This is a genomic window from Lactococcus sp. S64 (assembly GCF_016516525.1).
Classification (GTDB): Bacteria; Bacillota; Bacilli; order Lactobacillales; family Streptococcaceae; genus Lactococcus; species Lactococcus lactis.
In genome coordinates this window covers 42,155-68,349 of record NZ_JACVUQ010000011.1, presented here as the reverse complement: position 1 = coordinate 68,349, position 26,195 = coordinate 42,155, and the positions used below count along the sequence as shown (strand labels likewise).

Annotated in this window: 29 protein-coding genes and 1 riboswitch; of the genes, 5 read left to right on the top strand and 24 right to left on the bottom strand. The window is 36.1% G+C overall.

The window, feature by feature from the left end; genetic code table 11:
• Positions 1-107: 107 nt before the first annotated feature.
• The 3 genes from IAE51_RS10725 to gnd form a co-directional block, all read right to left on the bottom strand.
• Positions 108-1,523 (bottom strand): gluconate:H+ symporter, encoded by a 1,416-nt coding sequence (locus IAE51_RS10725; RefSeq protein ID WP_085624629.1) that lies wholly within the window; start codon positions 1,521-1,523, stop codon positions 108-110.
• 133 nt (positions 1,524-1,656) lie between these two features.
• Complete coding sequence (gene gntK, locus IAE51_RS10720) at positions 1,657-3,168, bottom strand: gluconokinase (RefSeq protein WP_003131772.1); 1,512 nt, start codon at positions 3,166-3,168, stop codon at positions 1,657-1,659.
• A 120-nt stretch (positions 3,169-3,288) separates the two neighbouring features.
• Positions 3,289-4,194 carry a phosphogluconate dehydrogenase (NAD(+)-dependent, decarboxylating) gene (gnd, locus tag IAE51_RS10715; RefSeq protein ID WP_038603774.1) on the bottom strand — a complete coding sequence of 302 codons (906 nt, stop codon included), beginning with the start codon at positions 4,192-4,194 and terminating at the stop codon, positions 3,289-3,291.
• Between the two features lie 364 nt (positions 4,195-4,558).
• Between gnd and IAE51_RS10710 the strand changes: the two genes are divergently transcribed.
• On the top strand, positions 4,559-5,407 hold the full coding sequence (locus IAE51_RS10710; RefSeq protein WP_012898662.1) for a MurR/RpiR family transcriptional regulator: 849 nt from the start codon (positions 4,559-4,561) through the stop codon (positions 5,405-5,407).
• Between the two features lie 37 nt (positions 5,408-5,444).
• Positions 5,445-5,753, top strand: coding sequence for a DUF960 domain-containing protein (locus IAE51_RS10705; protein ID WP_010906371.1), 309 nt, complete (start codon positions 5,445-5,447; stop codon positions 5,751-5,753).
• A gap of 73 nt (positions 5,754-5,826) precedes the next feature.
• Here IAE51_RS10705 and IAE51_RS10700 read toward each other — a convergent pair whose 3' ends face one another.
• The 5 genes from IAE51_RS10700 to IAE51_RS10680 form a co-directional block, all read right to left on the bottom strand.
• The gene (locus tag IAE51_RS10700; protein ID WP_003131951.1) at positions 5,827-6,600 is read right to left on the bottom strand and encodes a metallophosphoesterase; all 774 of its coding nucleotides are present in this window, start codon (positions 6,598-6,600) and stop codon (positions 5,827-5,829) included.
• Positions 6,601-6,799: 199 nt separating this feature from the next.
• On the bottom strand, positions 6,800-7,045 hold the full coding sequence (gene rpsR, locus IAE51_RS10695) for a 30S ribosomal protein S18 (RefSeq protein WP_003131952.1): 246 nt from the start codon (positions 7,043-7,045) through the stop codon (positions 6,800-6,802).
• Positions 7,046-7,218: 173 nt separating this feature from the next.
• Positions 7,219-7,719 carry a single-stranded DNA-binding protein gene (locus tag IAE51_RS10690; RefSeq protein WP_003131953.1) on the bottom strand — a complete coding sequence of 167 codons (501 nt, stop codon included), beginning with the start codon at positions 7,717-7,719 and terminating at the stop codon, positions 7,219-7,221.
• Positions 7,720-7,748: 29 nt separating this feature from the next.
• The gene (gene rpsF / locus IAE51_RS10685) at positions 7,749-8,042 is read right to left on the bottom strand and encodes a 30S ribosomal protein S6 (RefSeq protein WP_003131954.1); all 294 of its coding nucleotides are present in this window, start codon (positions 8,040-8,042) and stop codon (positions 7,749-7,751) included.
• Positions 8,043-8,233: 191 nt separating this feature from the next.
• A complete protein-coding gene (locus IAE51_RS10680) occupies positions 8,234-9,088 on the bottom strand; it encodes an undecaprenyl-diphosphate phosphatase (RefSeq protein ID WP_012898664.1) in 855 nt (284 codons plus the stop codon).
• Between the two features lie 182 nt (positions 9,089-9,270).
• Positions 9,271-9,453: riboswitch (Lysine riboswitch) on the top strand.
• A gap of 157 nt (positions 9,454-9,610) precedes the next feature.
• On the opposite strand from IAE51_RS10680, the gene IAE51_RS10675 reads away from it, so the two are divergent.
• Complete coding sequence (locus tag IAE51_RS10675; RefSeq protein ID WP_017865200.1) at positions 9,611-11,077, top strand: amino acid permease; 1,467 nt, start codon at positions 9,611-9,613, stop codon at positions 11,075-11,077.
• Between the two features lie 34 nt (positions 11,078-11,111).
• On the opposite strand, the gene dnaX is transcribed toward IAE51_RS10675, so the two are convergent.
• The 3 genes from dnaX to IAE51_RS10660 are packed head-to-tail and all read right to left on the bottom strand — an operon-like array spanning position 11,112 to position 13,980.
• Positions 11,112-12,770: a DNA polymerase III subunit gamma/tau gene (gene dnaX / locus IAE51_RS10670; RefSeq protein WP_058207022.1), complete on the bottom strand. Its 1,659-nt coding sequence runs from the start codon at positions 12,768-12,770 to the stop codon at positions 11,112-11,114.
• 48 nt (positions 12,771-12,818) lie between these two features.
• Positions 12,819-13,460: a phosphotransferase gene (locus tag IAE51_RS10665; protein ID WP_200095380.1), complete on the bottom strand. Its 642-nt coding sequence runs from the start codon at positions 13,458-13,460 to the stop codon at positions 12,819-12,821.
• Between the two features lie 31 nt (positions 13,461-13,491).
• Positions 13,492-13,980, bottom strand: coding sequence for a GAF domain-containing protein (locus IAE51_RS10660; protein WP_003131959.1), 489 nt, complete (start codon positions 13,978-13,980; stop codon positions 13,492-13,494).
• Between the two features lie 83 nt (positions 13,981-14,063).
• On the opposite strand from IAE51_RS10660, the gene IAE51_RS10655 reads away from it, so the two are divergent.
• Complete coding sequence (locus IAE51_RS10655) at positions 14,064-14,336, top strand: chorismate mutase (RefSeq protein ID WP_003131960.1); 273 nt, start codon at positions 14,064-14,066, stop codon at positions 14,334-14,336.
• Positions 14,337-14,424: 88 nt separating this feature from the next.
• Here IAE51_RS10655 and IAE51_RS10650 read toward each other — a convergent pair whose 3' ends face one another.
• On the bottom strand, positions 14,425-14,871 hold the full coding sequence (locus IAE51_RS10650; RefSeq protein WP_003131961.1) for a hypothetical protein: 447 nt from the start codon (positions 14,869-14,871) through the stop codon (positions 14,425-14,427).
• Between the two features lie 217 nt (positions 14,872-15,088).
• On the opposite strand from IAE51_RS10650, the gene IAE51_RS10645 reads away from it, so the two are divergent.
• Positions 15,089-15,289, top strand: coding sequence for a hypothetical protein (locus IAE51_RS10645; protein WP_003131983.1), 201 nt, complete (start codon positions 15,089-15,091; stop codon positions 15,287-15,289).
• Positions 15,290-15,347: 58 nt separating this feature from the next.
• Here the strand turns inward: IAE51_RS10645 and glnA are convergent, their stop codons facing one another.
• The 12 genes from glnA to IAE51_RS10585 form a co-directional block, all read right to left on the bottom strand.
• Positions 15,348-16,688 (bottom strand): type I glutamate--ammonia ligase, encoded by a 1,341-nt coding sequence (gene glnA, locus IAE51_RS10640; protein WP_003131984.1) that lies wholly within the window; start codon positions 16,686-16,688, stop codon positions 15,348-15,350.
• A gap of 61 nt (positions 16,689-16,749) precedes the next feature.
• Complete coding sequence (locus IAE51_RS10635) at positions 16,750-17,115, bottom strand: MerR family transcriptional regulator (RefSeq protein ID WP_200095379.1); 366 nt, start codon at positions 17,113-17,115, stop codon at positions 16,750-16,752.
• Between the two features lie 100 nt (positions 17,116-17,215).
• Entirely contained in the window at positions 17,216-17,653 is a 438-nt protein-coding gene (locus tag IAE51_RS10630; protein ID WP_058211770.1) for a low molecular weight protein-tyrosine-phosphatase, read from the bottom strand.
• Between the two features lie 143 nt (positions 17,654-17,796).
• Positions 17,797-17,961 (bottom strand): hypothetical protein, encoded by a 165-nt coding sequence (locus IAE51_RS10625; RefSeq protein WP_003131988.1) that lies wholly within the window; start codon positions 17,959-17,961, stop codon positions 17,797-17,799.
• 104 nt (positions 17,962-18,065) lie between these two features.
• Positions 18,066-18,683 carry an AAA family ATPase gene (locus IAE51_RS10620; RefSeq protein WP_012898695.1) on the bottom strand — a complete coding sequence of 206 codons (618 nt, stop codon included), beginning with the start codon at positions 18,681-18,683 and terminating at the stop codon, positions 18,066-18,068.
• Positions 18,680-19,864, bottom strand: a complete 1,185-nt coding sequence (locus tag IAE51_RS10615; protein WP_014570851.1) for an ABC transporter permease — start codon at positions 19,862-19,864, stop codon at positions 18,680-18,682. Before IAE51_RS10615 ends, IAE51_RS10620 begins: the two co-directional genes overlap by 4 nt.
• Positions 19,865-19,930: 66 nt before the next feature.
• Positions 19,931-20,215, bottom strand: a complete 285-nt coding sequence (locus IAE51_RS10610) for a hypothetical protein (RefSeq protein WP_233611062.1) — start codon at positions 20,213-20,215, stop codon at positions 19,931-19,933.
• 225 nt (positions 20,216-20,440) lie between these two features.
• On the bottom strand, positions 20,441-21,325 hold the full coding sequence (locus tag IAE51_RS10605; protein ID WP_058203823.1) for an XRE/MutR family transcriptional regulator: 885 nt from the start codon (positions 21,323-21,325) through the stop codon (positions 20,441-20,443).
• A 136-nt stretch (positions 21,326-21,461) separates the two neighbouring features.
• A complete protein-coding gene (gene ruvB / locus IAE51_RS10600) occupies positions 21,462-22,463 on the bottom strand; it encodes a Holliday junction branch migration DNA helicase RuvB (protein WP_003131994.1) in 1,002 nt (333 codons plus the stop codon).
• A gap of 126 nt (positions 22,464-22,589) precedes the next feature.
• Positions 22,590-23,183: a Holliday junction branch migration protein RuvA gene (gene ruvA, locus IAE51_RS10595; protein WP_003131995.1), complete on the bottom strand. Its 594-nt coding sequence runs from the start codon at positions 23,181-23,183 to the stop codon at positions 22,590-22,592.
• Between the two features lie 109 nt (positions 23,184-23,292).
• Complete coding sequence (mutL, locus tag IAE51_RS10590) at positions 23,293-25,263, bottom strand: DNA mismatch repair endonuclease MutL (protein ID WP_012898699.1); 1,971 nt, start codon at positions 25,261-25,263, stop codon at positions 23,293-23,295.
• Positions 25,264-25,391: 128 nt separating this feature from the next.
• Positions 25,392-26,102 (bottom strand): hypothetical protein, encoded by a 711-nt coding sequence (locus tag IAE51_RS10585; protein WP_200095375.1) that lies wholly within the window; start codon positions 26,100-26,102, stop codon positions 25,392-25,394.
• Positions 26,103-26,195 lie beyond the last annotated feature (93 nt).

Here is a 26,195-nt window from a genome sequence, read left to right as displayed (position 1 = left end):
TTTTTTATCTTACGTTCGCTTTTTCCCTCTCCTGTATTCGCTTTATTTCATACCACCACTAGCTTTGACAAATTAAAAAAATAAGTCAAAATTGACTTATTTTTTTATTAATGTACCCAGATACTCATTAACATGACCATTGCTAAACCTACAACTGCGATAATCGTTTCTAGTACTGTCCAAGTTTTTAATGTTTGCTTGACATCTAAATCAAAGTATTCTTTAAACATCCAGAATCCTGCATCGTTAACATGAGATGCGGCAATTGAACCTGCCCCTATTGCCAAGACCATTAGTGCGGCTGTATTTGGAGAAGCTGATGCAAGCATTGGTTGAACTAAACCTGCTGCTGTTAAAGCGGCCACGGTTGCAGAACCCAAGGCTACACGTAAAATTACTGTGATGATCCAAGCAAGTAACAATGGCGAAAGTGGTGAATCTTTAAACATATTGGCGATTTGGACTGAAATCCCTCCATCAATAAGAATTTGTTTAAGAGCTGCTCCACCACCGATAACTAACAATAGCATCGCAATTGATTTAACTGAATCTGCAATCGATACTGCAATTTCAGAATTTTTCTTACGTTGCATCCAACCCATAGTAACTAAGGCAAAGAGTAGTGAAATAATCATTGCCGATACGGGATTACCAATAAACATCATCACATTTTCAACAAAACTTGATGGGTAAGTGGTGGTCGTTACTACCTTTCCTGCTTTCATTGCACTTGTTGTTACTGCGGCAAAGGGTTTCCCATCATTAGTCGCGATAGAATAAATGGTGCTGATTGCCATTAAGATTACTGGCATTAATGCTGTCAAGATGGAAATCCCAAATCCTGGAGTTTCTTCTAATTTCCATTCTTTGATTTCACCAAAGGCGGATAGTTTATTTTTTACAACAAAGGCTTCTGGAACCCATTTTTTAGCAATTTTTGTGAAAACTGGACCTGCGATAATGACTGTTGGAATTGCTGCAATAATTCCGTAAAGGAGAACAGTTCCAGGATTTGCGCCTAGTACACCGGCAATTGCAATTGGTGCTGGATGGGGAGGTAAGAATCCGTGAGTTACTGAAAGTCCGGCTGCCATTGGAATTCCGAGGTAAATCAAGGGAACACTTGCTTCTAAGGCGACGGCAAAGACAATCGGAATCAAGAGAACCATCCCAACTTCAAAGAAGAGGGCAATCCCAATAATGAAACTGGCAACCATAATTGCCCATTGAATTCTTTTTTTACCAAAACTGTTAATAAGCGTTTTTGAGATACGATAGGCTCCACCAGCATCAGCAATTAGTCTTCCAAGCATTGCTCCAAAACCAAAAACGATTGCTAACTCTCCTAATGAGCCTCCGATTCCGTTTTGGATTGAAACAGGGATTTGACCGAGTGGCATTCCAAGTCCTAACCCAACTAAAACCGCTACGACAATCAAGGACACAAAAGTGTTAATTTTAAATTTGATAATCATCAGGAGGAGGATTAAGACCCCAATTAAAAGTACAAGTAAATCAATCATATATTTTTTCCTTTCAAAAAATATTGAATATACTGTGTAAGCACGATTGCTGGCGCTTACAATTTGCTTTTAAAAATTAACTCAATACTTTTTTGTGATATATGGAAGTATTGAGTCTTTAAAGAATACAAGTTTATTTTTCTTCTTCAAATTTTCTTTGGAAATTGGCAATATTTTCATATTCTGCCAAGAGAGAGCGAGAAAGTCGGATAAATATTGGACTAATTTCTCGGTAAATTTCGAAATTTTTTGGATTGGGTTGGTAGGTTTCGTTTGTTCCTACCATCGTTTCGATTTCGCTGATATCTTCAATTAAGCCAAGGGCTTTTTCAGCCATGATAATGGCGGCTAAACAGCCAGCTTCTCGGCTCTCTGGCACATTGATTGGTTGTTCAAAAATATCTGCTAGGATTTGTGTCCAGAGTTCAGAGCTTGTAAATCCTCCTGTCGCTTGAATCATATTTAGGTCACCTACTACTTCAACAAGGCTAAGCGCAACCATATAAATATTGAAGATAACCCCTTCAAGAACAGATCTTGCCATATGACTACGATTATGTCCGTAGTTTAGGCCAAAAAATGAACCTCTGGCATTGGCATCCCAAATCGGTGCTCGCTCGCCTCCAAGATAGGGGTGGAAAAGCAATCCATCAGCGCCCGGGGAAATGTTTGCTGCAAGTTCCGTGACTTCATCAAAAGAAATTTTTCCATCAAAAATTTGGTCACGAGCCCAACGGAAAACATCTCCACCAGAGTTTACGGGACCACCGACTACCCAATGCTCTTTGTCTAATGCATAGGTAAATGTGCGTCCTTTTTCATCTGTTTTAGGTTTGTCAGTAACTACTCGAATCGCACCAGATGTTCCAATTGTGATGGCTGCAACACCCGGTTTAATCGCATTTACTCCCAAATTTGACAACGGACCATCGGCTGCACCCCAAATAAATTTGGTGCTGCTTTGAATTCCCATTTTCTTGGCATATTCGTGAGGAAGGTTTTCTTCTATCTCATAGGGTTCAACTACTTTAGGCAATTGACTTTCTTTGATTCCAGTCATCTCTAGCGCTTCTTTATCCCAATGAAGTTCAAATATATTGAAGATACCTGTACCTGTTGCGGTTGATAAATCCATTTTATTTGTTCCAAAAAGTCGTTGGAAAATGTATCCTTTAAGTTCCAAATAGTGGGCTGCTTTTTGATAAATGTCTGGATGTTCAGCTTCTAACCAGATAAATTTAGATAAAGGAGCCATTGGATGAAGAGGCGTTCCGGTTCTTCGATAAATATCAAAACCATTTTTAGAGGCCTTAATTTGTTCGGTGTATTTTACTGCTCTTGTATCAGCCCAAGTGATTAATCTTGTAAGTGGCTGCCAATTTTCGTCAAAAGCAATTAGCGAGTGCATTTGTGTACTAAATGAAACGGCTAAAAGTTCATCTTCATCTTCTAAATTAATTGAAACTTCCCTGATTGTCACTAAAACTGCTTCAAAAATTTCTTCAAGAGATTCTTCTGCCATCCCACTAGCATCACGATAGAGGGGATAAGCTTGGCTACTACTTGCAACTATTTTTCCATTTTTCTCAAAAAGCACTGCCTTAGTTGCTGTGGTTCCTAAATCGACGCCTATTAAATATTGCATTTAGGCTCCTTTTCTTCTATATATTTACTGACAGACTTTAAAATTCTTTCATCATCAGTAGTTTTTTACTGACAGAAGTTTTTTGTCCTAGTTAGCTTACGCTTCTCATCTGTCAGTAAATTATTTTTGTTCTACGTCATGTCCGCCAAAGCCATTGCGCAAAGCGGCAACTACTTTTCCGGTCATGGTATCTTCTTGTAATGAGCGTTGACGCATCATTAGTGACAAGGCAATAACTGGGGCAGGAACGCCTAAGTCCAAGCTTTCTTCAACGGTCCATTTTCCTTCTCCTGAAGATTGAACATGACCGATAATTTGGTCTAGTTTAGGGTCTTTTGAAAATTGTTCTTGAGCAAGCTCCATCAACCAGCTTCGGATTACTGAGCCGTGATTCCATAATTTTGCAACGGCTTCATAATCATAATCAAATGGTGACTCTTCCAAAATTTCAAATCCTTCAGCAATCGCTTGCATCATCCCATATTCAATTCCATTATGAATCATTTTCAAGTAATGACCACTGCCAAGTTTCCCTGTATAGAGGTAGCCATCTTCCATTGAGATTGCTTTGAAGATTGGTTCTATGATTGTCCAAGATTTTTCATCATCTCCACCAATCATAAAATTTCCGCCTTGACGAGCTCCAGCCATTCCACCAGAGGTTCCAACATCAAAAAATTTAATTCCTTTTTCTGTCAGTAATTTATTTTGTTCTAAATTATCTTTGTAATTAGAATTTCCACCGTCTATCAGAATATCTCCAGCTGACAACTTTTCAGAAAGCATTTCAATCGTTGAATTTGTAGGAGTTCCTGCCGGAAGCATCAACCAAACAATTTTGCTTGCTGGCAATTCTGTCAGTAAATTTTCAATTGTGCTGACAGCGGTAATTTTGTCTGAGTAATCCTTAGCTTCCTCTACCGCTTTTGTATTTAGATCGTAAGCAACAACTTCAATCTCATGGTCAACGGCATTTTTCACAAGATTCATTCCCATTTTCCCTAAACCAATCATACCAAATTTCATCATTTTTTCCTCCGTGGTATCGCTTTCATTTTATAACTTTAGTATAAGTAATTTTTTTTCATTTGTCAACAATATTTTTTGTAAAATATTTTCTGATTTGTCAAAACAATTTCAAGTTAGGAATTTGGAATTTTTGAGAAATCGAGAAATCTTGAGTATCACTACTTATAACACGCTATAGCGAACTCCCTAGATACCTTATTACTCCGCTCTAGATGTAACAACTGGCATATCTGTAAGTCAGTAAACTGATAACAGCTATCCTACGCATCGTTCGGTCCCAATAAAATGATAGCCAGTACATGAAACATTGTTTCGTGTTACTGGCTATGATATAATGTAGTCAATTAGAAGGAGGCTTGATATGTCGCGTACTTTAATCAGCCGAATCCGAAGTTATTATGATAACCTCAGTAAATCAGATCAGGCAATTTCTGACTATTTAATTGCGAATATTGATAGTGCAGCGAGGCTTTCAATTCAGGAATTTGCTCAAAAAACTCATGTCTCTACGGCTACAATTTCCAGATTTTCTAAAAAAATTGGCTTTAATTCCTTCCAAGAATTAAAACTCGCCATTCATGCCACTGACTCGACACGAAACGATGAATTTTTTAGCGAACTTTCACCAACTGACGATTACAAAGAAATACTGACAAAAAACTTCAACGGCAATATTTCATCATTAAATTCTACATTAAACCTTATCACTAACAGACAACTTGACCAAACCATGGAAATTTTGCTCAATGCCAGCACTTGCGGTTTTTTTGGTTTGGGTGGTTCAAACGCTGTTGCATTGATTGCTTTTCATAAATTTTTGAGAATGCCTTTGCACTGCGTTTATCATCAGGATTTTCATTTTCAACAAATGCAGGCTGCAAAATTAACGAGCGACGATTGTGCTTTTGTTATTTCACATACAGGAAAAAACAGAGATACAATGCACTTGGTTGAAATTTTGAAGAGTCGCGGGGTTCCAATTATTGCATTGACTTCTTTTGCGAGTTCACCTTTAGCTAAAGCGGCCGATGTCGCGCTAATTTCAATTTCTGAAGAAATTTCATTTCGACCTGAAGCTGTTGCTTCCACAGTTTCTCAAATTAGTTTGCTTGATGCCTTGTTTATGATGTACGGAATGAAAATGAAAAATGTTTCTGAAGGGACTTTATCTGAAATCCGAAAAGTCATTCGAGATTCCCGTATTTCCTAGAATTTATCCATTTATCTTATAGAAAGGATGTGATTTTATGGCATTTTCTAACACTAGACGACGCTACGCAAGTTTTGATACCGTTGCGTCAATTCCTGGAGAAGTCATTGATGCCTTTTGGTTTATTATTGACCATCACCTCAAGGGCGTTTTTCCACTAGAAACAATTATCAATTTTGACTTGGTTAATTCGGGTAATTTACTTTCTATTCGTTTTTCTCAAGACAATAGTCCAACAACCATCCTCGTTGATTTTGGCTACCCTTTTAATCCTGAATGGCCTCTACACTACCGAGCCGTTGATAATATGGGACGCGAAACGATCATGACTGCAAGAGAAATGTAATGACAGAATTTTTAACAAAGCTGTCAGTAAATTTTTAAATAAAAAAATCTGTCAAAATTACTGACAGATTTTTTTAGATGTAGTAATACACAATTTCTGGAGGCACCCCAAAACGAATAGGTAAGAAAGTCAAACCAATTCCACGATTAACATACAATTTTGTTCGGTCATTGAGCTGATACAAACCAGCATCAGCACTACTTGACCCCTTATTGCGTAAACGCCAATTTCCTATCCGAATTTGCCCTCCGTGACTATGACCAGAAAGAATTAAATCAAATTCCTTAATTGTCTCCATGTCTAAAATAGTATCCGGTTCGTGAAGGGCTAAAAGCGAAAATGTTGCATCAATGGGCTCAAGTTCAAAATCAGGCCGTCCCTCACGCCAGTCATCAACCCCAGAAATAGATAAATTATCTTTGACAACTGATGAATTTTTCAACAGAACAAAACCAGCTTTTTCTAGAAACTCTTCAACAAACCTTGACGATTTTTCATCATCAAAATCATGATTACCAAGTATCGCAAATTTCCCAAGAGGAGCTTTAAGTTCTGACAATATCGTCAGTAAATCAGTCCAATCTCGATTTTTTGCCCAAGCAACCTTGTCAAATAAATCTCCAGAAAAAATAATTAAATCTGGCTGTTCATTAGCAATATTTCGAGCAAATTTTTTAAAACGACGACTAGTCGTGTGCCAAGCAAAGTGGGTATCGGTAAAATGAGCAATTTTTAAATTTTGTTTTTGAGCGATTTTTACATGTCTCACTTTCATCAAATGAGGCTCTATAAAAATTCCATAAATTAACAAACTTAAGAGCACTGCTCCTATTATCAATTCAATCATTTGTCCATTTTATCATAAATTCACTGACAAAAACATAGTATTAATCAAAAATACTTGATGAAGTTATCAATTTATTCTCTTTTTCTGACAAATTTCTGGTCAGTAAATTCGGACGGAACCGAGCATTCTGTCAGTAAATATCAACTCTATTTGTCAAATTTTTATACAAAAAAAGACTACCGAAGCAGCCTTTCATTTATTAGTTTTGGTCTTCAGCTACGAATGGAAGCAAAGCCATTACGCGCGCGCGTTTGATTGCGTTAACCACTTTACGTTGGTTTTTAGCAGATGTACCAGTCACGCGACGTGGCAAGATTTTACCACGTTCTGAGATGAAACGTTTCAAAAGTTCAGTGTCTTTGTAGTCAACGACTTCGATTTTGTTTGCAGCGATGAAGTCAACTTTTTTACGGCGTTTGAAGCCGCCACGACGTTGTTGTGCCATTTTATTTCTCCTTATATTATTTTTAGATGTCTGTTTAAAGTTTTCTTAGGATTACGACGTTATTATGAAAAGCCGATTCTGCTTTTCATAATAACTAGTAAGAGGGTTAGGAAATCCGCCATAGCGGTTTCCGTGAAATAATTAGGCGCTTTAGCGTCAATTATTTCACCCTATTAGAATGGAAGGTCATCATCCGAAATTTCCATCGGTGAGCTACCAAACGGATCAGCATCACGACCGAAATTCGGTGTTGCATTATTGTTATTCGTTTGTGGACGCGGAGTATTATTTGTAGATTGGCTAGGTGCAGAATATGAACCAGCAGAAGTTCCGCCTCCCATACCTTCACGAGCAGATCTACTTTCCAACATTTGGAAACTGTCAGCCACAACCTCAGTCACATAAACGCGTTGACCTTGTTGATTTTCATAGTTACGTGTTTGAATTCGACCAGTTACCCCAATCAAAGCTCCTTTTTTAGCCCAATTCGCCAAATTCTCAGCTTGTTGGCGCCAAATAACGCAGTTAATGAAATCAGCCTCACGTTCGCCATTCGCATTTTTAAATTGACGGTTTACAGCCAATGAAAATGTTGCGACAGCTTGATTTTGAGGGGTGTATCGAAGTTCAGGATCGCGAGTAATGCGTCCTACTAATACAACATTGTTAATCATGATGAACTTCTCCTTAGAAATGAAAGCTCTTAAGCTTCAACTTTAACGATCATATGACGAAGAATGTCAAGGTTGATCTTAGCAAGACGGTCAAATTCGCTCAAAGCTTCTGAAGTTGTTTCAGCTTCAAAAGTTGCGATGTGGTAGATACCTTCGCGGAAATCATTGATTTCGTAAGCAAGTTTACGTTTTTCCCAGTCTTTAGACTCAAGATTTGCAGCACCGTTGTCAGTCAAGATTCCATCGAAACGTTCAACGAGGGCAGCTTTTGCTTCTTCATCAATGTTTGGGCGAATAATATAAAGAATTTCGTATTTAGTCATTGATTTTTCCTCCTTTTGGACTAATGACGCAGGTTGAGTCCTGCGTAAGTTGTGAGTTTTTCCCACAGAGTTATATTCTATCACTTTTTTCTATTTTTAGCAAGAATACATTTAAACTTTCCCTCAGCAAAGAGAACTATTTTAAAATAAAAAATACCAACTAAAGAGAGTTGGCATAATTTATCTCATTCTCAGCCCAAGAAGGCTTTAAACATTGCATAAATAAGAAGGATAATCCCTAACACAATCCGATATTTCCCAAAGAAAGTAAAATCGTGTTTTTTCACATAATCGGTCAAGAACTTGATGGCAACCATTGATACCCCAAAGGCAACTATACAAGCTACTAACAAGACCCCAAATTGTTCAAAACTTAAAGAATTCCCATTTTTGAAAAAGTGAAGTATTTTGATGAAACTAGCCCCAAACATAACTGGAATACCCAAGAAAAAGGTAAATTCTGCGGCAACTTCACGACTTACACCAATTAATAAAGCACCGACAATTGTCGCACCTGAACGCGATGTCCCTGGAAGTAAAGAAAGCACTTGGAATAATCCAATATAAAGAGCGGCACGATAAGGTAAACGGTCAATATTCATTACGGAAAATTCATGGTTTGGTACCCACCGACGCTCAATGACAATAAATGCTACCCCATAAATAATTAACATGAAGGCAACAGGAACAAAATGGTAAAAATGTTTGTCCAACCAGTCATTAAGTGGTAAACCAATAATCGCTGCTGGTAAAGCCGCAATCAAAACTTTCAACCACAAACGCCAAGTTAATTGAATTTCACGTGGTGTTTTTTGTTTGTCAGCTGGATTTAACTTATTAAATGGATTCAGTTTATGAAAATAAAGAACAACAACTGACAAAATTGCTCCTAGCTGAATCACAACATCAAACATTTCTTTAAAAGCTGCTGATTGATTAAGACGAATAAATTCATCAGCAATAATCAAATGTCCTGTTGAGGAAATAGGTAACCACTCAGTGATTCCTTCAATAATACCTAAAATAATGGCACGAATAAAATCCATATTTTGCTCCTAGAAAATTTCAGTAAAAAGACTGATTTTTATTGACTGACATAGCAGTCCTATCCTCATAAGTATAACATAAATGACAAATGAATAAACTTACAAAGAAAGTGATTATTTGTAATTAATTTTACATTCTCTTCCTTGACATCATCTTAAAATTGCGCTAGAATTACAAATAACACATCGATAGAGGTCGCAACTGATATGAATCTACGCCGAGTTGGAGCACAACAAAGACGCGTATTTAGAGGAGGAGAGGTTGCCGAAAGAATTTTGTTGCTCAGCAAAGTTCTTGGGCTAGTGAGAAAAACTCACTAGACTGTCGCAAATGGTTAATAACCATGCGGAGGGCTATTCGTTCAAGAAAATTTTTAAAATTTTGTCGGACCTTTAGCAATCTATTCTATCTAGTAGGATTGCTTTTTTTGTTTTTCTCAGACTTTTCTAAACTAAACAGGAATAAGGTTGAGTCTGAGTCAAACAAGTCGGTGTAGAATAAATTTTATTAGGGAGAGAATTTTGGAAAATTCTTCAAACTCAACTACTGAGACGCAAGTAAAACGCGGCTTAAAATCACGTCATGTTTCCATGATTGCCCTTGGCGGAACAATCGGAACTGGATTGTTTCTGACTTCAGGCGATGTCATTCACACGGCAGGACCATTTGGTGCACTGACTGCCTATGTTCTTATCGGAGCAATGGTTTACTTCCTCATGACATCACTTGGTGAAATGGCCACTTATTTACCCACTTCTGGTTCTTTTTCAGACTATGGAACACGTTATGTTGACCCAGCTTTTGGTTTTGCTCTAGGTTGGAATTACTGGTTAAACTGGGCAATTACCGTAGCGGTTGATTTAACAGCCGTTGCCCTTTGTATCAAATTCTGGTTACCAGATGTTCCAAGTTGGATTTTTTCACTGATTGCCTTAATTATTGTCTTTGCAATCAATGCCTTATCAGTTAAAACTTTTGGCGAAACTGAATATTGGTTGTCAGCCATTAAAATTACTGTTGTTGTTTTATTCTTGATTATTGGTTTCTTATCTATTTTTGGAATTATGGGCGGTCATATTGACGTCGCTAAAAATCTTTCAGTTGGTAATCATGGTTTTGTCGGAGGACTTGGTAGTTTCACTACCGGCGGAGGGATTCTCGGCGTACTCTTAGTCGCTGGTTTCTCTTTCCAAGGAACAGAATTGCTCGGAATTACAGCTGGCGAAGCTGAAAATCCTGAAAAATCAATCCCTAAAGCTATGAACTCTATCTTCTGGCGTATTCTTGTCTTTTATATCTTATCTATCTTCGTGATGGCGGCTATCATTCCATTTACCGACCCCCACTTAGTTGGAGGAGATTCAGCTGCTCAAAGCCCTTTCACAATTGTATTTGAACGTGTTGGTCTCTCTATTGCAGCTTCTATCATGAACGCCGTTGTTTTAACTTCTGTCGTTTCAGCAGCAAACTCTGGAATGTATGCCTCTACTCGGATGCTTTATTCACTCGCTAAAGATGGTGGCGCACCAAAGATTTTCTCAAAAACTTCAAAAAACGGGATTCCTTTCATTGCTTTATTAGCTACAACTGCTGTTGCTTTACTCACATTCCTGACATCAATTTACGGAGTTAGCTTCTTTACATTCCTTGTCTCAGCCTCTGGTTTAACAGGATTTATTGCTTGGATTGGGATTGCAATTAGCCACTTCCGCTTCCGCCGCGCCTATGTCGCTCAAGGAAAAGATGTTAAAAAATTACCTTATCATGCAAAACTATTCCCATTTGGTCCAATCTTAGCCTTAATTATGACCGTTTTAGTCACACTCGGCCAAGACCCAATGCTTCTTTTTGGTAAAACTTGGGTGCAAGGTGTCATCATGTATGCCGCAATCCCACTCTTCTTCATCCTTTACTTGGGTTATAAATTTAAAAACAAAACGAAACTTATCCCCCTTAAAGAGGTTGATTTAAGTCGTCATAAAGATTAAAAAAAGTCGCTCAATGAGCGGCTTTTTTATTAGTTTAATCATTAATTTCAACTACTTTTTCACCAAAGAGTTCTTTAGCTAAGTTTACCGTTTCATCCGGCTCTTTTTCATCTTCTTCATCTTCCTGAACATTTTCAGATTTTAAATTAGAAACATATTCTGCTCGAACTTCTTGCCAGTCTTGTTCAGCAAGAGAGATAATTTCTGGCGCAAATCCAACAATTGAACTCAAGAGATTCCCACAAAAAAGTTGCAATTCTTCATTTTCACTGACTCTTTTAGCAAGATTCTCATGAGGAAAAGTCACCACAAGGAAATTTTCTGACGCAGCGACAGGGGCTGTATTATTAAGTAAAGCTCGGTCTGCCGGTTTAGTTACCGAAGCAACAAGTTCTGGCCACGCACTTAGAGCAGCTTTTCTAGCTTCATTTGTCGCCTCAGCCAAAGCTTTATAAATTAAATCTTTGTTAATTTGGCGTTTTTTAGATGCTATTGGTTTCGGACTGCCTTTAACTTTTTCTGTCAGTAAATTATTTTGTGAATCTGAATTTACCTGAATTTGACCAGCTGAAATTTGAGCTTTCAATTGATTAATTTCGGTTTTTAAAGTAGCAATTTCGGCTGTCAGCTGATTAGGGATTTCTCCTTGCGAAGCTGTCAGTAAATTATTTTGTCCAATTTCAGCCAAACGCATGGTCATGACGTCTGCCGCAATTTTTGTTTGAGTCGTTTCCTTTATCGTTTTCAAACTTTCAATTGCAACATCAATCCATGAAAAAATTTGACCCCGGTCATACTGAGAATTTTTATCCAAGAGTAAATCCCGAAGGTATGCTAATAAATCTTCCGTAAATCGAAGCATATTTTTTCCTTCAGCAAAAATCTTATCAAGTTCCGTCAGCGCTTTTGCTTCATCATGCTCAAAAAGTGCTGCAACATATGTTACTAAAGCATCTGCAGCAATCGACCCTGTGACAAGTAGTGCATCATTTTCTTCTAATTTTCCTGATGAAAACGATAAGGCTTGGTCTAATAAAGAGAGGGCATCACGCATTCCACCTTCAGCTGCTTTAGCAATAACATCGAGTGCTTTACCGTCGAATTCAAGTCCTTCATCAGCCATTATTTTTGCTAAATAAGTCCGAATATCTCCTGTTGTGATTGATTTAAAAGCAAAACGTTGAACACGCGAGATAATGGTTGCTGGAATTTTTTGTAATTCAGTAGTAGCCAGGACGAAAACAACATTTTCTGTAGGTTCTTCTAGTGTTTTCAAAAGTGCATTAAAAGCCCCTGTTGAAAGCATATGCACTTCATCAATAATATAAACCTTGTAAGTGGCTTGACTAGCTGCGTAAGTTGATTTATCTCGAATTTCTCGAATTTCGTCAACCCCATTATTTGATGCCGCATCAAGTTCAATGACATCATCTAAGCTTCCTTTGGTGATTGAGTCACAAATAAAGCAATTATTGCAGGGCTCTCCATCCACTTGATTAGGACAATTTATTGCCTTAGCAAAAATTTTAGCTGCTGAGGTTTTCCCTGTCCCTCTTGGACCAGAAAAAAGATAAGCATGTGAAATTTGATGATTGACAATCGCATTTTTTAATGTTGTTGCTACAACTTCTTGCCCCACCATTTCATCAAATCTTTGACTTCGATATTTTCTATATAATGCTTGATATGCCATTTTTCTCTTCCAATTTTTTACTTAGTATTCTTTTCATATCCGCTTGTTTCAATAGAAATCTTGCCCAAGACTATAGTTTAAGTCTTTTAAAATTTCAGTTGAAGCATCACGTGATTGAATCAATTCATCAATATCTTGTGATTGATAATTTCTGAGGGCCTGTCTGAGGGCGAACATTCTTGCTCGATTAATCGTTGCCTCATCTGCTTCGGTTGCCGCAAAAAATATTTTACGTGCTTTTTCATCAAAAATCGTCCAAGCAATTGCTAAATCAAAAGCTGGATCACCAATAACAGCTTTGTCAGTAATTTTGACGTTAACTAACTTTCCGTCAGTAACTTTTAAATTTTGCGTAAGCAATTCTCCCAAAACCCAAACAGGTTTCTTGGACCATTTTGTTTTTGCTGCAAAATCAAATTTTTCTTGCAAAAGGTCAGCAGGAACAACTTTTTGATAGACTTTCAAAAGTTCTATCATCTCAGCTTCAAAGAAAATCAAATCAGAACCAGCAAAAGCATTTTCAAAACTAGGTGACTTTGCATCTGTTGTTGGTAGCCGATGTAATTGATAGAGAAAACTTCCTAATTCTTGCGCAAATTCACGAACATCTCCAATATTACCTGGATTTACAGATGTTCCTTCTTTTTTCCCAAAACGGTCAGCAATAAATTTTTTTACTATTTCACTCATTTTTTTCTCCGATACCCTTTAAAATTTTGATTTAACCTACTTCAAAAAATTTAAAATCAGTCATTTCACATAAAATGTTAGCAAATTCTTCAAGATATTTTTGGTCGATTTCATCGTAAAAACCAATTTCTGAACTGTCTAAGTCAAGAACCCCAACTAATTTACCATCTTTAACCATTGGAACAACAATTTCAGACATTGCTCGACCGTCACAAGAAATATAATTTTTGTGTTTCTTTACATTTTCAACAATAATGGTTTGGCGATTTTGAGCTGATTCCCCACAAACCCCTTTGCCCATTATAATTTCAACGCAAGACACAGACCCTTGAAATGGCCCTAAAATTAATTTTTCACCATTGTAGAGGTAGAAACCTGTATAAACTTGCTCAGGCAAAAAGCTCCAAAGTAAACTACTTGCATTGGCTAAGTTTGAAAGTGTATAATTTTGTTCACTAAGAAGCGCTTTTAGTTGCAAATTAAGCAACTCATAACCTTCGATTTTTTCTTCTTTATTCATCTTGTTGCTCCTCAAAAATAATATAATCCATTATATCATTTTTTAAAGGCAAATTTTAGATTAGTTTTGATATAATAAAAACCATGAATAAACTAGAAGAACTTCGGAACAACATTGACCAAGTGGACCAAGAAATCGTTCAGCTTCTTGAGAAACGTATGACAATTGTTCAAGAAATTAGCCAAGAAAAACAAGCACAAAAAATTACTATTTTAGATAACTCTCGCGAACAAGCCGTATTAGATTTGGCTCGCCAAAATATTAAAAATTCTGCTTATCAAGAAACAATCATTAATACTTTTAAAGATATTATGAAAAATTCTCGCCTTTATCAAAGAGAAAACCGTGAACAATAAGAAAAAGTTACTGACAAAAATTCTATCACTCCTATCTGCTTGCTTACGCAACTTACAGACTGAGCGATAATTTTGTCAGTAACTTTTTTTATAATTTAAATTGTCCAGCTAAACTGTCTCGCAACATCATGTATTCTAATTGCGGCAAATCAAGCAGAACCAATTTACTATTTTCTAAAAGATTATTTTCTTTCAAGCTGTTAAGAAAACCTTTAATTTCTGTTGTTCCCAAATAGAGACACTCAACAAAAATAATATGTTTTTCCTTGGTCATCTGACCGATAAATCGCGAAAAATCTTCTGGAGTCAGTGCCTGATCAATATCTGAACGACCAACTACCACTAAATCCTCGTTTTCATCTTTAACTGTAGCAGCAAGCTCTTTAAAGATTCCAGAATTTATCTTTTGATCTTTACTTTCCGCTTCAATAGACTCTTCAATTTCAGCATATGCGCCTCGGTCAATCATCGCGACAGTTGCAATTTCACCATATTTTAAAGCAGTCAGTGAATCTTTCAAATCATTGAGTTCCATATTTTCCTATGCAAATCTACTTTTAGTAAAAAGTATTAAGATTCGCTTCCTTTCTCGCATTAAATTCATAAAACCTATCTCAAGTTTACACTGACTTTGTGAATTTTTCAAAAAATATGGCTCTTTTTGTGATTTCAACTTTGATTTAAAGTTTTATCAGTAAAAAATAAGTGCCATTTGCTATAATAAAACTATAACAAAGAAAGGACTTTTTATTATGAAATTTAAATTTAAAGGAATCAATTATTACGAGGACTCAGAAAACAATTATGTCGGTGCCACAAACACTTGCTCAATCGTCAAAGAATTCGCTGATTTCCAAGCAGCTATTGACTATGTTGCTGAACACAAAGGATTCTTGATTGCCGAAGACGGAAAAACTGCCTTCAACGTTTTGACAATTACTGAAAACAACTAAAATATTTAAATGGTCCAAAAAATCACTGACAGGCTTTGTCAGTGATTTTTTATATCAATTAATAAAGTTCTAAATAGTTATCAATTTCCCATTGCGATACGAATTGTGCATAGCTTGCCCATTCAATGCGTTTTGCTTCAACAAAGTTAACCAAAACATGTTCTCCAAGCGCTTCAGTCACAATTGTATCTTCACGCAATGCTTTAACGGCATTGTGCAAAGTAGATGGCAAATCTGTAATACCATGTGCTTTACGTTCTTCTTCTGTCATTACGTAAATATTTGATTCGATTGCTTCTGGCGCTTCCAATTTATGTTCAACACCGTCAAGACCAGCTGCCAATAGAACAGCCAATGCAAGATATGGATTTGCTGTTGGGTCAACCGCACGAAGTTCAACACGAGTTGACAAACCACGTGAAGCAGGTACGCGAATCAAAGGCGATCTGTTACGTCCAGCCCAAGCGACATAAACGGGTGCTTCATAACCAGGAACCAAACGTTTATATGAGTTAACAGTTGGGTTTGTAATTGCTGTAAAGTTATAAGCATGTTTCAAAAGTCCAGCAATAAAGCTATGTGCAACATCTGAAAGTCCCATATCTCCTGTTGGATCAGCAAAGGCATTGGCACCATCTTCTGTAAATAAAGACATGTTACAATGCATCCCAGAACCGTTGATTCCGTGAACTGGTTTTGCCATAAACGTTGCATGTAAACCATGTTTACGCGCAATTGTTTTAACAACAAGCTTAAAGATTTGAATATTATCACAAGCTTTCAAAGCATTGGCATATTTAAAGTCAATTTCGTGTTGACCGATTGCTACTTCGTGGTGAGAAGCTTCAACTTCAAAACCAAGGTCTGTCAATACATTTACGATTTCACGTCTTGTGTTTCCAGCGAGGTCAGTTGGTGCAAGGTCAAAATAACCACCTTTATCATTCACTTCAAGTGTTGGTTCATCATTTTCATTAAGTTTGAAAAGGAAGAACTCTGGTTCAGGTCCAAGGTTAAAGCTCTTGAAGCCCAATTTTTCCATTGATTTAAGGTTACGTTTCAAGACACCGCGTGGGTCTCCAGCGAAAGGTTCACCTTCTGGAGTGTAAACATCACAAATTACACCTGCCACTTTACCATACTCATCTCCCCAAGGAAAAACAATCCAAGTGTCAAGGTCTGGATAAAGATACATGTCTGATTCATTGATACGAACGAATCCTTCGATTGATGAACCGTCAAACATCATTTTGTTTTCAAACAATTTGTCCAATTGTTCATCTGTAGCTGGAACTTCAACGTTTTTAAGTGTTCCAAGAATGTCTGTAAACATCAAACGCAAGAATTTAATATCCTTTTCTTTGACGTCGCGACGAATGTCTGCTGCTGTGATTGTCATGCTTTACTCTCCTAGTTAAATTTTCGCTGTAAACTTAGTTGACAAATAAAGTAAACTAAACTTACATCCGCGGTTGGGTAAAATGAGTGGGATCAGGAGTTCCGAATCTACCTTGTTGGGCAAATTCGCGTTCAAGTGCATGGTGGACTTCTCCGATAGATAAAGTTTGAGCCTTCTTAGCATCCCTTTTGGCATAAATTTCTTTGATATCTGCAATATTATTACCTTCTTTCAATAAGTCAGCAATATCAAATAGAGCATCTATGTCATTGAGCGAATACATGCGACGATTACCGTCACTTCGCTCCGGGAAAATAAGCTCTTGCTCTTCGTAATAACGAATCTGCCTTGCGCTTAGGTCAGTGAGTTTCATGACAGTTCCTATTGGAAGTACCGCCATAGAGCGTCTTAATTCACGTTCTTTCACCAAATCTCGCCTCCATGCCTTTCATTATAGACCTTGTTATTGGCAAAGTCAAGTTTTAATGTGAGATTTTCTCACATCGGTTTATTTTATTTGAAATATTTTATACAATTTCATCCAATAATCTTTGACAACCCGTCTTAACAAGTTGATAAGTTTCTTGGAAATCGCCCGTGAACCATGGATCTGGAACACCTTGTTCTAAAAGCATCGTGATTTTTTGACTCGTTCCTTCTGGTGCCATTTTTCTAAGATTTTCTAAATTGGATTCATCCATTGCGATAATTTTATCAAATTCATAAAAATCTTCACTACTGATTTTTTGACTTCCTTTTTGAAGGTCAAAAGCAATCTTTTGTTCTTTTAGTTTTGTTTGGGTTCCAGAATGAATTGGATTTCCATGCTCCCAAGAAGAAGTTGCTCGACTTTCAATCAAAAAATTTGATTCATTTCCTGCCTTTTCAACTAAATCTTTCATGACAAATTCTGCCATTGGGCTACGACAAATATTTCCTAAACAGACAAAAACAATCTTTTCCATGACTTCCTTACTTTATATCATTTATAAATTAACTAATTTTGAGCATTTATTCTATTATACCCTATTTCACAAGATATTACTGACAGAATTCTAAAATGAAAAAGTCTGCCAAAATTTGACAAACTTTTTTACTGACAGACGAACTAATCTTTCTGCTTAATTTTTTTCTTTTTTTCCTTCAATTTTTTATAAATTTTATTGTTATCTACCAAAACTTTACTTTCATTATTTTTAAAAGAATTTTGGAGTTGTTCAACCTCCCGAAAAATATCACTTTTAGGTTGAGGGGCAGGTGTAATTACTGACATAAGTTCTCCTTATCTTTCATTCGACTTATCTCTTAATCGGAAACAATTATTAGAAAATATATAAACCAAATAATGTAGTATTCTTTCGCATTAATTCCCTTTCACTAAAAAAATACATCCATATAACCGATTTCTTTTGCCGCTTCATCAAAATTTGTCACCAAAGTCAGTCCTTTTTCGGACAATAGATAAGCTTGGTCACAGAAATGTTCAATTTCCTTGAGATTGTGTGAGGTTAATAAAACAATTTTTTCTTGAGCGATTTTTTTCACTTCTTCATAAACTAGGACTTTTTTGGAAACGTCAAGCCCACTGAATAGCTCGTCAATGATTAAAATATCACAGTCGATAGAAAATGATAAAATTGTCGCAAAAAGCTCTTTCATTCCTAAAGAAAATTGGCCAATTCTCTTTTTCGCAAATTTATCTGCACCAAAAGTAAGACTTAACTCTCTTGCTCTATCCTGTTCACTATTTTTCAAAATTTTAAAATAATCATGCATTTTTAAACTTTCTTCAAAAGATTCTACATCGGGAAGATAAGCGACACGCCCATTTTCTATTTCTCCTTGAGAAAATCCAATTTCTCCTGAAAGAATGCCGAAAAGTGTACTTTTCCCAATCCCATTTCGTCCAATCAGACCGTACAAACCATTTTCAGAAATCTCAAAATTAAGCGGAGCAATGTCTGGTATCTTTAAATTTTTTATTTTTAATATCATGAGATTCTCCTTGTTTTTTGATTTTTAATAATGAAGACAGAAATGAGCAAAAATAATACACTTAAAGAAAGTAGATAGCCAGCCCCGATTAATATAGAATATTTTCCAAAAAGAGCACTAGGATTTCCAAAAAGTTTTAGAGGTTCAAGATAAGAAAGTGGCACAAAACGTCTAATTGAAATTATCCAAGAAACATTTCCTATCATCGAATATCCCATGACAAATAGAGCTATAACCCCAACAACAACCATACTCCGTTTTACAAAAACAGAAATCAAGGCACCTAATGAAGCCAAGAAAAAGATGACAAAAAACAGATAGAGGATACTTCCTAAATCCAAAATTCCATTTGGAATTGTGAGATTAGTCAAAGTAAATCCTGTTTTCAAATCCGAATCACCAAGATAGGCGGGATAATTCCATGCTCCAAAACCATTCACCACCCCAATTACCAGAAAATAAATGATACTAGAAATAATAATCCAAGCAAAGGTCGCTAAAGTTCCAGATAAAACTTTTATAATTAAATTTTTCTGCAAATCAATTCCCGCAAATCGATAAAATCTGTTTTCTTTTGATTCATAACTAGTGGCGACAAGGATTGAAACCATGGAAGCAAATAAGACAATGAATAGACTACTCGTTAAAATTGGAATGAACTGCTGATGAAAATTTCCAAAAGCATGAGATTGCATGGTAGGCATTGCTTCAAAATCTAACTTTCTCTCTTGAACTGTCTTGATATACTTAATTTCTGCTTTCAGGAATTTATCTTGACCAGATGATGATTGGTTACCATTTTGTTTAAAATACAACTGGTCAATTTCTTTTTGTAAATGATAATATTCATTAATGTCATTGACGCCTATAGCTGCGATTTGTTTTTGATAGATGTTATCTTTTTGCTTTAAGTCACTCAATGTATTATTTAGATTATCATCTTCTGCCTTCACTTTTGTGGTTTTTAGGCTTTCTTCAGTAGTTTCAATGTTATCCTGAACTGATTTTTCATTAGTCTGTACCTCTTGAACAAGGCTAGTGATGTTATTTTTAAAAATATTAGTAAAAGAAATTGTATTATATACACTATAAACTATGATTAAGGAAGAAATCAAAGCTAATAAGTATCTGTTTCTTTTGTTTAGAATAAACTTTTTTAATTCAAATTTGAAGTATTTCATTTAATCACCTCTCAATCAAAAATAATCATTAAATAGGAGTAAGTGAGGTAGCTTACTCCTATTCCATCAATAATGATAATAAGTAGTTACTTGTTTTGCCGGTTGACTTTGTCCGACAGAATTTACTACCGTGTAGTAAATTGTACTTGTGGTGGTTGTATAAGAACCTCCATGAAGGATATTCACATAATCATAATAATCCGTTGTTCCTGTAGAAACATTATTTAGATAGTAAGTAACTGAACTTGTTTTTACATAGATGACTTGAGTCGCAGATACAGAAGTTACCCCTATCGCACCTGTCGTAACAAGTAAAGTTGATAAGACAAAGATTTGTTTTTTCAAATTCATTTTCATAATTTACCTCTTTCTGCCCAAATTCAGAAAGAAATTATCTTTTCTGAATCAAGCTGATGATATTTTTCTCATGTTGAGAGCTTCCTTTCATTTTTTACTTTGTTTTCTTGGCTGCGCTCAGTAGCTTGCGAATTTGTCCATTGGTTTTTCCTCGTTTGTTTTTATTTTTGTCTCCTTAACTTTATTGTAGCACCGATTTCGAAAGCACAAAAAAAAGATTCAAATTGAATCTTTTCCTAGAATATCACTTAACCATTGAGGAAAATTATAGTTTTTCACATATTTATCATAGAGTTTTTGGTAGGTTTTTGCTAAATTTATACTTCCTTCCCAATCAAAAATTTCGATGACCTTTTTCATGCTATCAATTCCCAGAAGTCGTTCTTCGCCTTGACCATAAAAAATACAATAATAACCTTTAGTAAAGCGATAAATCAATCTAGAATATGCGTCTTTTTCATGACAATATGCTTTGACCAGAGCCAGACATTCTTGCGCTTCCTTTTCTTTCCCTTCTTGGATACAAGTCACTGCTCCGCGACAGGCGATTTGACAAATAATTTTGCGATAACGTGTGCGATTGGCTAACCTTTGATGATGATGGCTCAAATCTTGAATAATTGCTTTTATCATTTCTGACGAAAATTGCTCAATGGTATCTGACAAAATGAGAAGTTCATAAAAACTAAATATTTCAATTCCTAAAATAAAAGAACTTAACTCAACCACTTCGTTTTCTGGCAACTTTTCTAAGCGTGCTTTGGCACAAAGAGCAATCAAATGTTCGCCAATTTGCTCACATTGCCAGGCAATGTCTTTTAGTTCTTCAATATTATTATTCGTTGCCGCTTGGTCGATTTTACTAAATAATTCTTCGTAAAAACTATGTTTAAAATTATTGAGATAATAATCATATTCAGAAAGTTCCAAGTGAAGAAATTCAAGCAAAGCATCAATTTGATCAAGATTTAAATAACCTTCTCCACTAAAAAAACGAGAGAGACTACTTTTAGGAATTCCTGTTTTTTTGATAATTTCATTTTTCGTGATTTCTTTAGCTTCACAGAGTTCTTGAAGTTTTAAACCATAGTATTGATTAACCATTTGTCTTGTCTCTCCAGTCGTAACTTTATGGTCATATTATATACTTTTTTCATTATTGTTACAACGGCAGGAATTTATGTAATATAAAAAAGCCCGTCAAGCTTTGACAAACTTTTTTACTGACAGATACTAACTGTCAATCTTCTTCATTATAAACGTAACCTAAGTGTTCATAGGCTCTTTGGGTCACCTTACGTCCCTGTTTAGTTCTCATCAAAAATCCTTTTTGAATCAAATAAGGTTCATACATATCCTCGACCGTTTCACGGTCTTCGGCAATGTTTACCGCCAAAGTTCCAATCCCAACAGGACCACCGTGGTACATTTCAATCATTGTGCGGAGAATTTTTTGGTCAATATAGTCCAAACCAGCGGCATCAACATCAAGAATAGACAAGGCCTTATCGGTAATTGCTTTATCCACTCGGCCATCCCCCATTATTTGAGCAAAATCACGCACTCGTTTAAGTAAACGATTGGCAATCCGCGGAGTCCCTCGACTACGTAAAGCAATCTCTAAAGCGGCATTATCAATAACTTCGACTTCAAAAATATCAGCTGTTCTTTTAACAATTTCTTCCAAATCACGCTCTTGATAATACTCCATATGACTTGAAATTCCAAAACGGGCACGCAATGGATTCGAAAGCATTCCAGCTCTTGTTGTTGCCCCAACTAGAGTAAATGGCGGCAAATCTAAATGAACCGAGCGTGAACCATCACCAGAACCAAGCATAATATCAATGTAGAAATCTTCCATAGCGCTATAAAGAACTTCTTCAACTTGCATTGGCATCCGATGAATTTCATCAATAAATAGCACATCGCCAGGTTCCAATTCATTCAAAATCGCAACTAAATCTCCTGGCTTTTCAATGGCAGGACCCGCTGTTTGTTTAATATTAACTCCCAACTCATTGGCAATGACAAATGCCATTGTTGTCTTACCAAGTCCCGGAGGACCAAAAAGTAATACATGGTCCAAAACTTCTTCACGCATTTTTGCTGCTTTAATAAAGATTTCTAATTGTTCTTTGACTTTATCTTGACCAATATATTGATTAAAAAATTGCGGACGTAGAGATTTTTCAATACCGTAATCTTCTTCCATTGGCTCTTTGTTTAATATATCGTTCATCTTATCTTGTAATTCTCCTTTTAGAGATGATTTTTGATGACTTATGAGAAGCTGTCAGTAAATTTTACTGACAGAAAGACTTGAATGACTATTTTTGATGTCTGTCAGTTCTTTCTTCAAACTTTTTTATTTCATCATAAGTTTTAAGGCTGATTTGATATATTCTTCGCTGGTCAGACCTGTTTCTTGAGCTAATTTTTTCTCAATTTTCTTCAATTCTGTTGCTTTATAACCCAAAGCTTGCAGCGCTTCAATCGCTTCTTCCAAAGCAAGATTGCCAGCAGGTCCAGCATCAAGAAGAGAAATACCTACAGTTCCTGTCGCATCAAATTTCCCAGCCAAATCAAGCACCATCTGCATGGCTGTTTTTTTACCAACTCCTGGAAATTTAGTTAAATACTTGATATCACTATTGTCAATAGCAGTGATTAAACCTTCGTTATCAGCCGCCGCAATGATGGCCAGAGCTGATTTTGGCCCAATCCCAGAAACACTGATCAGACGTAAGAATAAAGCTTTTTCGGCCTCGTTAACAAAACCATAGAGACTGTGGGCATCTTCACGAATGACTTGATGAACATAAATTTTTACTTCTGTGTTCATCAAAGCAGACCAAGCGTAAGGGTTAGCTACACTGATAAGATAACCAATTCCTGCTACATCAATTACAATATTTGTTGGGGAAATTTTTACTAATTTTCCATTAAGATATTCAAACATCTTTTTACTTTTCTATTTTTGATTGACAAACTTCCTTATTCAAGTCTGTCAGTAGTTTTTATCTATTTTTTTACTGACCAACTTCGTCATTAATCTGTTTAGTCACTTTTTACTCAAAATCTTTCCACGAAGCTGCTTTTGAACGATGCGTTTCTTGGATTCTCCGGAACATTTTTTGAATGTCATCCCCTGAAAAATGAACAATCGTTGGCCGTCCATGCGCACAACTATAAGGATTTTTACAAGTTGCTAATTCTGCAAGCAATGCTCTAGCTGACTCGGCGTCAAGGGGATGATTAGCTTTAATTGAACTTTTGCAAGCAACCATTGCAGCTAAATCATGACGATATTTTTTGAGTGAAAATTCTTTTGATGAGAGAATAATATCAATCATTTCATTAATTGATTTCTCTATCTCGGTTTCTTTTAACCAGATTGGATGTTCTCTTAAAATGAATTGATTTTCTCCGTATTCTTCTAAGAAAACACCGGCTTCATGCAACAAATCTTTCTTCTCGGCTAAAACAATAAAATCATTTTTGGCTAAAGTGAACAAATATGGTGCAAGTAAAATTTGTTGCTCCATACTGACCTCACCAATTTTATCTTTCCAATACTCATATTTTATTCGCTCTTGAGCCGCATGTTGGTCAACCAAATAAAGTCCTTCTTTGGACTGACAAAGTAAATAAGTCGCATGCAATTGTGCCAAGTATTCAAGCTGCGGAAAAGTTGATGACTGACTTATCTTTGCTTCATTATCAAAATCAATTTCAAAGTTGCTGACAGTATTTTCTAGACTGTTGTCAGTAATTTCAGTTGTACTTTCAACAGTTCTGTCAGTAATTTTTTCATTGACAGCATCTGTATTAAGTTGATTTTCTGTAAAATTATCAAAAGTTTGTTCAGACGAATCATTTGAAGGCTGATTTTTATTGATTTTAAAAGTTGCCTCTTCTCTGACATAAAAATCTTGGCGAACATTATCATAATATAAAGGATTATTTTGCAAAGGAAGTTCCGTTTGAACAGAAAGAGCTTCCTTTTCTTTAGCTCTTCCTTGCAAATTTTCCAAAGCTTCTGGAATCAAAACACCTTCTGATAAAGCCTCATCAATTGCTTTAGAAATTAAAGCCATCAATTCACGCTCTTTAGACAAACGCACCTCTTGTTTTGTCGGATGAACATTAACATCAGCAAGTGTTGGGTCAATTTTAATCGATAAAATAGCAAAAGGGAACCGTCCCACCATCAATCGATTGCCATATCCTTCTAAAATTGCCCGATTCAATAAAAAGTTTTTGATAAATCGACCATTTATTAAAATCGTAATATAATTACGATTAGCCCTTGTCAGCTCTGGTATGCTGACATAACCTGTTAGTTCAAAATCTAAGTCTGAGCCCTTGATTTGACGCATTTTTTTCGCTGTCCCTATGCCATAAATTGCAGCAATAACCTGACGTAAATCACCATTTCCAGCCGTTTTCAAAAATTCTTTACCCTCATTAACTAAAGTAAAGGAAATCTCTGGATGAGCCAGACTCAATCGGTTGATGATGTCTGTGATATGAGAAAGTTCAGCCTGCAAGGACTTGATATACTTGAGTCTTGCTGGTGTATTATAAAAAAGATTAGCAACAGAAATTTTCGTCCCCACGCGCTTAGCAAGCGGTTCTAAAGTTTCGATATTTCCACCTTTAGCAATTAGTTTTGTTCCTGATTCTTCCTCAGCCGTACTTGTTTCAATGGTCATCTGGCTGACAGAAGCGATTGATGGCAGAGCCTCCCCCCGAAAACCAAGTGTTCTAATCCGAAACAAATCTGCCGAATCCTTGATTTTACTTGTTGCATGACGACGTAAAGCCAAAGCCACATCTTCTTTTTCCAAACCCAAACCATTATCAATGACTTCAATTAATCGCAAACCAGCTTCTTCAACATTGATAATAATTTTACTGCTTCCAGCATCAATTGAGTTTTCGACTAATTCTTTGACAACACTAGCAGGCCGCTCAACCACCTCTCCAGCAGCAATTTGATTGGCGAGCGCTTCATTTAGTTCAATAATTTTTCCCACAATAATCTCGCTCTCTTGTTTTTTTAAATTAATTCTAATTATAACACAAAAAGCAAGGGCTCGCTTTTCATTTTTTACTGACAAAAAATGATAGACAAGATGAAAATTGTCTATCATTTTTACATTAATTAGTAGTTTCCAAAATTGCGGTAACTATTATCAAAATTATTATAGCTATTAAAAGCAAAGACTAATACGAAAATAAGAATCAAAATTGCAATCACAAATAATACAATTCCAATGATGAATGCAACGAAACCTGCTCGATTCCAACCGTCCATGACCTTACGGAACTCTTCCTCATCACGATATTTATTATCTCGATTTTCAAGTGCCCATTTTTCGCCATTAAAACCAAAAACGATCATCCATACAATCCCAAAAATCCAACCTACCCACGGTACCAAAGTAAGTAGAATCAAAAGTCCCAAATAAGCGCGATTGGCAATCCCAAACCACATAGTTAAAGCAAAAGCGCCCCAGTTCCATTTAGTTTTAATTTCATCTTGATTTTCTAGTGAACGATTCTGAGGAATATCTGCATAAGCTGATTGTTCGCTCGTTTTCTCTTCGACTTTTGAATCAAGTGGTTCACTAGCAGCAATTACTGGTTCTGCAATTACTGGTTCTGCAATCACTGGTTCACTTACAAAACCTTCTGAAACTTCAGCCTTGGCAACTACTGGCTCATCAAGTACAGGCTCTGAGGCATTCCATTCACTAATATCACTCTTAGTTGTTTCTTCTTGAGAAGCAAGATTCTCAGAATTTAATTCTTCAGTTGGCTCCACTTGAGTCTCTGGAATTTCTTGCCCTTTAAGTTCTTTTTCATTTTCCATGTTTAGCTCCTTTTTATGTTAGCTTCTACTCAATTCATCTTTCAATGAATCTCTTTTTAAGTAATTATAGCCTTTTTTCTTAGCTTATTTACA

What these genes read in the sequence shown, in the direction of transcription:
- IAE51_RS10725 (WP_085624629.1), bottom strand. Translation starts at nt 1,523, where the DNA reads ATGATTGATTTACTTGTACTTTTAATTGGGGTCTTAATCCTCCTCCTG.
- gntK (WP_003131772.1), bottom strand. Translation starts at nt 3,168, where the DNA reads ATGCAATATTTAATAGGCGTCGATTTAGGAACCACAGCAACTAAGGCA.
- gnd (WP_038603774.1), bottom strand. Translation starts at nt 4,194, where the DNA reads ATGAAATTTGGTATGATTGGTTTAGGGAAAATGGGAATGAATCTTGTG.
- IAE51_RS10710 (WP_012898662.1), top strand. Translation starts at nt 4,559, where the DNA reads ATGTCGCGTACTTTAATCAGCCGAATCCGAAGTTATTATGATAACCTC.
- IAE51_RS10705 (WP_010906371.1), top strand. Translation starts at nt 5,445, where the DNA reads ATGGCATTTTCTAACACTAGACGACGCTACGCAAGTTTTGATACCGTT.
- IAE51_RS10700 (WP_003131951.1), bottom strand. Translation starts at nt 6,600, where the DNA reads ATGATTGAATTGATAATAGGAGCAGTGCTCTTAAGTTTGTTAATTTAT.
- rpsR (WP_003131952.1), bottom strand. Translation starts at nt 7,045, where the DNA reads ATGGCACAACAACGTCGTGGCGGCTTCAAACGCCGTAAAAAAGTTGAC.
- IAE51_RS10690 (WP_003131953.1), bottom strand. Translation starts at nt 7,719, where the DNA reads ATGATTAACAATGTTGTATTAGTAGGACGCATTACTCGCGATCCTGAA.
- rpsF (WP_003131954.1), bottom strand. Translation starts at nt 8,042, where the DNA reads ATGACTAAATACGAAATTCTTTATATTATTCGCCCAAACATTGATGAA.
- IAE51_RS10680 (WP_012898664.1), bottom strand. Translation starts at nt 9,088, where the DNA reads ATGGATTTTATTCGTGCCATTATTTTAGGTATTATTGAAGGAATCACT.
- dnaX (WP_058207022.1), bottom strand. Translation starts at nt 12,770, where the DNA reads ATGGCATATCAAGCATTATATAGAAAATATCGAAGTCAAAGATTTGAT.
- IAE51_RS10665 (WP_200095380.1), bottom strand. Translation starts at nt 13,460, where the DNA reads ATGAGTGAAATAGTAAAAAAATTTATTGCTGACCGTTTTGGGAAAAAA.
- IAE51_RS10660 (WP_003131959.1), bottom strand. Translation starts at nt 13,980, where the DNA reads ATGAATAAAGAAGAAAAAATCGAAGGTTATGAGTTGCTTAATTTGCAA.
- IAE51_RS10655 (WP_003131960.1), top strand. Translation starts at nt 14,064, where the DNA reads ATGAATAAACTAGAAGAACTTCGGAACAACATTGACCAAGTGGACCAA.
- IAE51_RS10650 (WP_003131961.1), bottom strand. Translation starts at nt 14,871, where the DNA reads ATGGAACTCAATGATTTGAAAGATTCACTGACTGCTTTAAAATATGGT.
- IAE51_RS10645 (WP_003131983.1), top strand. Translation starts at nt 15,089, where the DNA reads ATGAAATTTAAATTTAAAGGAATCAATTATTACGAGGACTCAGAAAAC.
- glnA (WP_003131984.1), bottom strand. Translation starts at nt 16,688, where the DNA reads ATGACAATCACAGCAGCAGACATTCGTCGCGACGTCAAAGAAAAGGAT.
- IAE51_RS10630 (WP_058211770.1), bottom strand. Translation starts at nt 17,653, where the DNA reads ATGGAAAAGATTGTTTTTGTCTGTTTAGGAAATATTTGTCGTAGCCCA.
- IAE51_RS10625 (WP_003131988.1), bottom strand. Translation starts at nt 17,961, where the DNA reads ATGTCAGTAATTACACCTGCCCCTCAACCTAAAAGTGATATTTTTCGG.
- IAE51_RS10620 (WP_012898695.1), bottom strand. Translation starts at nt 18,683, where the DNA reads ATGATATTAAAAATAAAAAATTTAAAGATACCAGACATTGCTCCGCTT.
- IAE51_RS10615 (WP_014570851.1), bottom strand. Translation starts at nt 19,864, where the DNA reads ATGAAATACTTCAAATTTGAATTAAAAAAGTTTATTCTAAACAAAAGA.
- IAE51_RS10610 (WP_233611062.1), bottom strand. Translation starts at nt 20,215, where the DNA reads ATGAATTTGAAAAAACAAATCTTTGTCTTATCAACTTTACTTGTTACG.
- IAE51_RS10605 (WP_058203823.1), bottom strand. Translation starts at nt 21,325, where the DNA reads ATGGTTAATCAATACTATGGTTTAAAACTTCAAGAACTCTGTGAAGCT.
- ruvB (WP_003131994.1), bottom strand. Translation starts at nt 22,463, where the DNA reads ATGAACGATATATTAAACAAAGAGCCAATGGAAGAAGATTACGGTATT.
- ruvA (WP_003131995.1), bottom strand. Translation starts at nt 23,183, where the DNA reads ATGTTTGAATATCTTAATGGAAAATTAGTAAAAATTTCCCCAACAAAT.
- IAE51_RS10585 (WP_200095375.1), bottom strand. Translation starts at nt 26,102, where the DNA reads ATGGAAAATGAAAAAGAACTTAAAGGGCAAGAAATTCCAGAGACTCAA.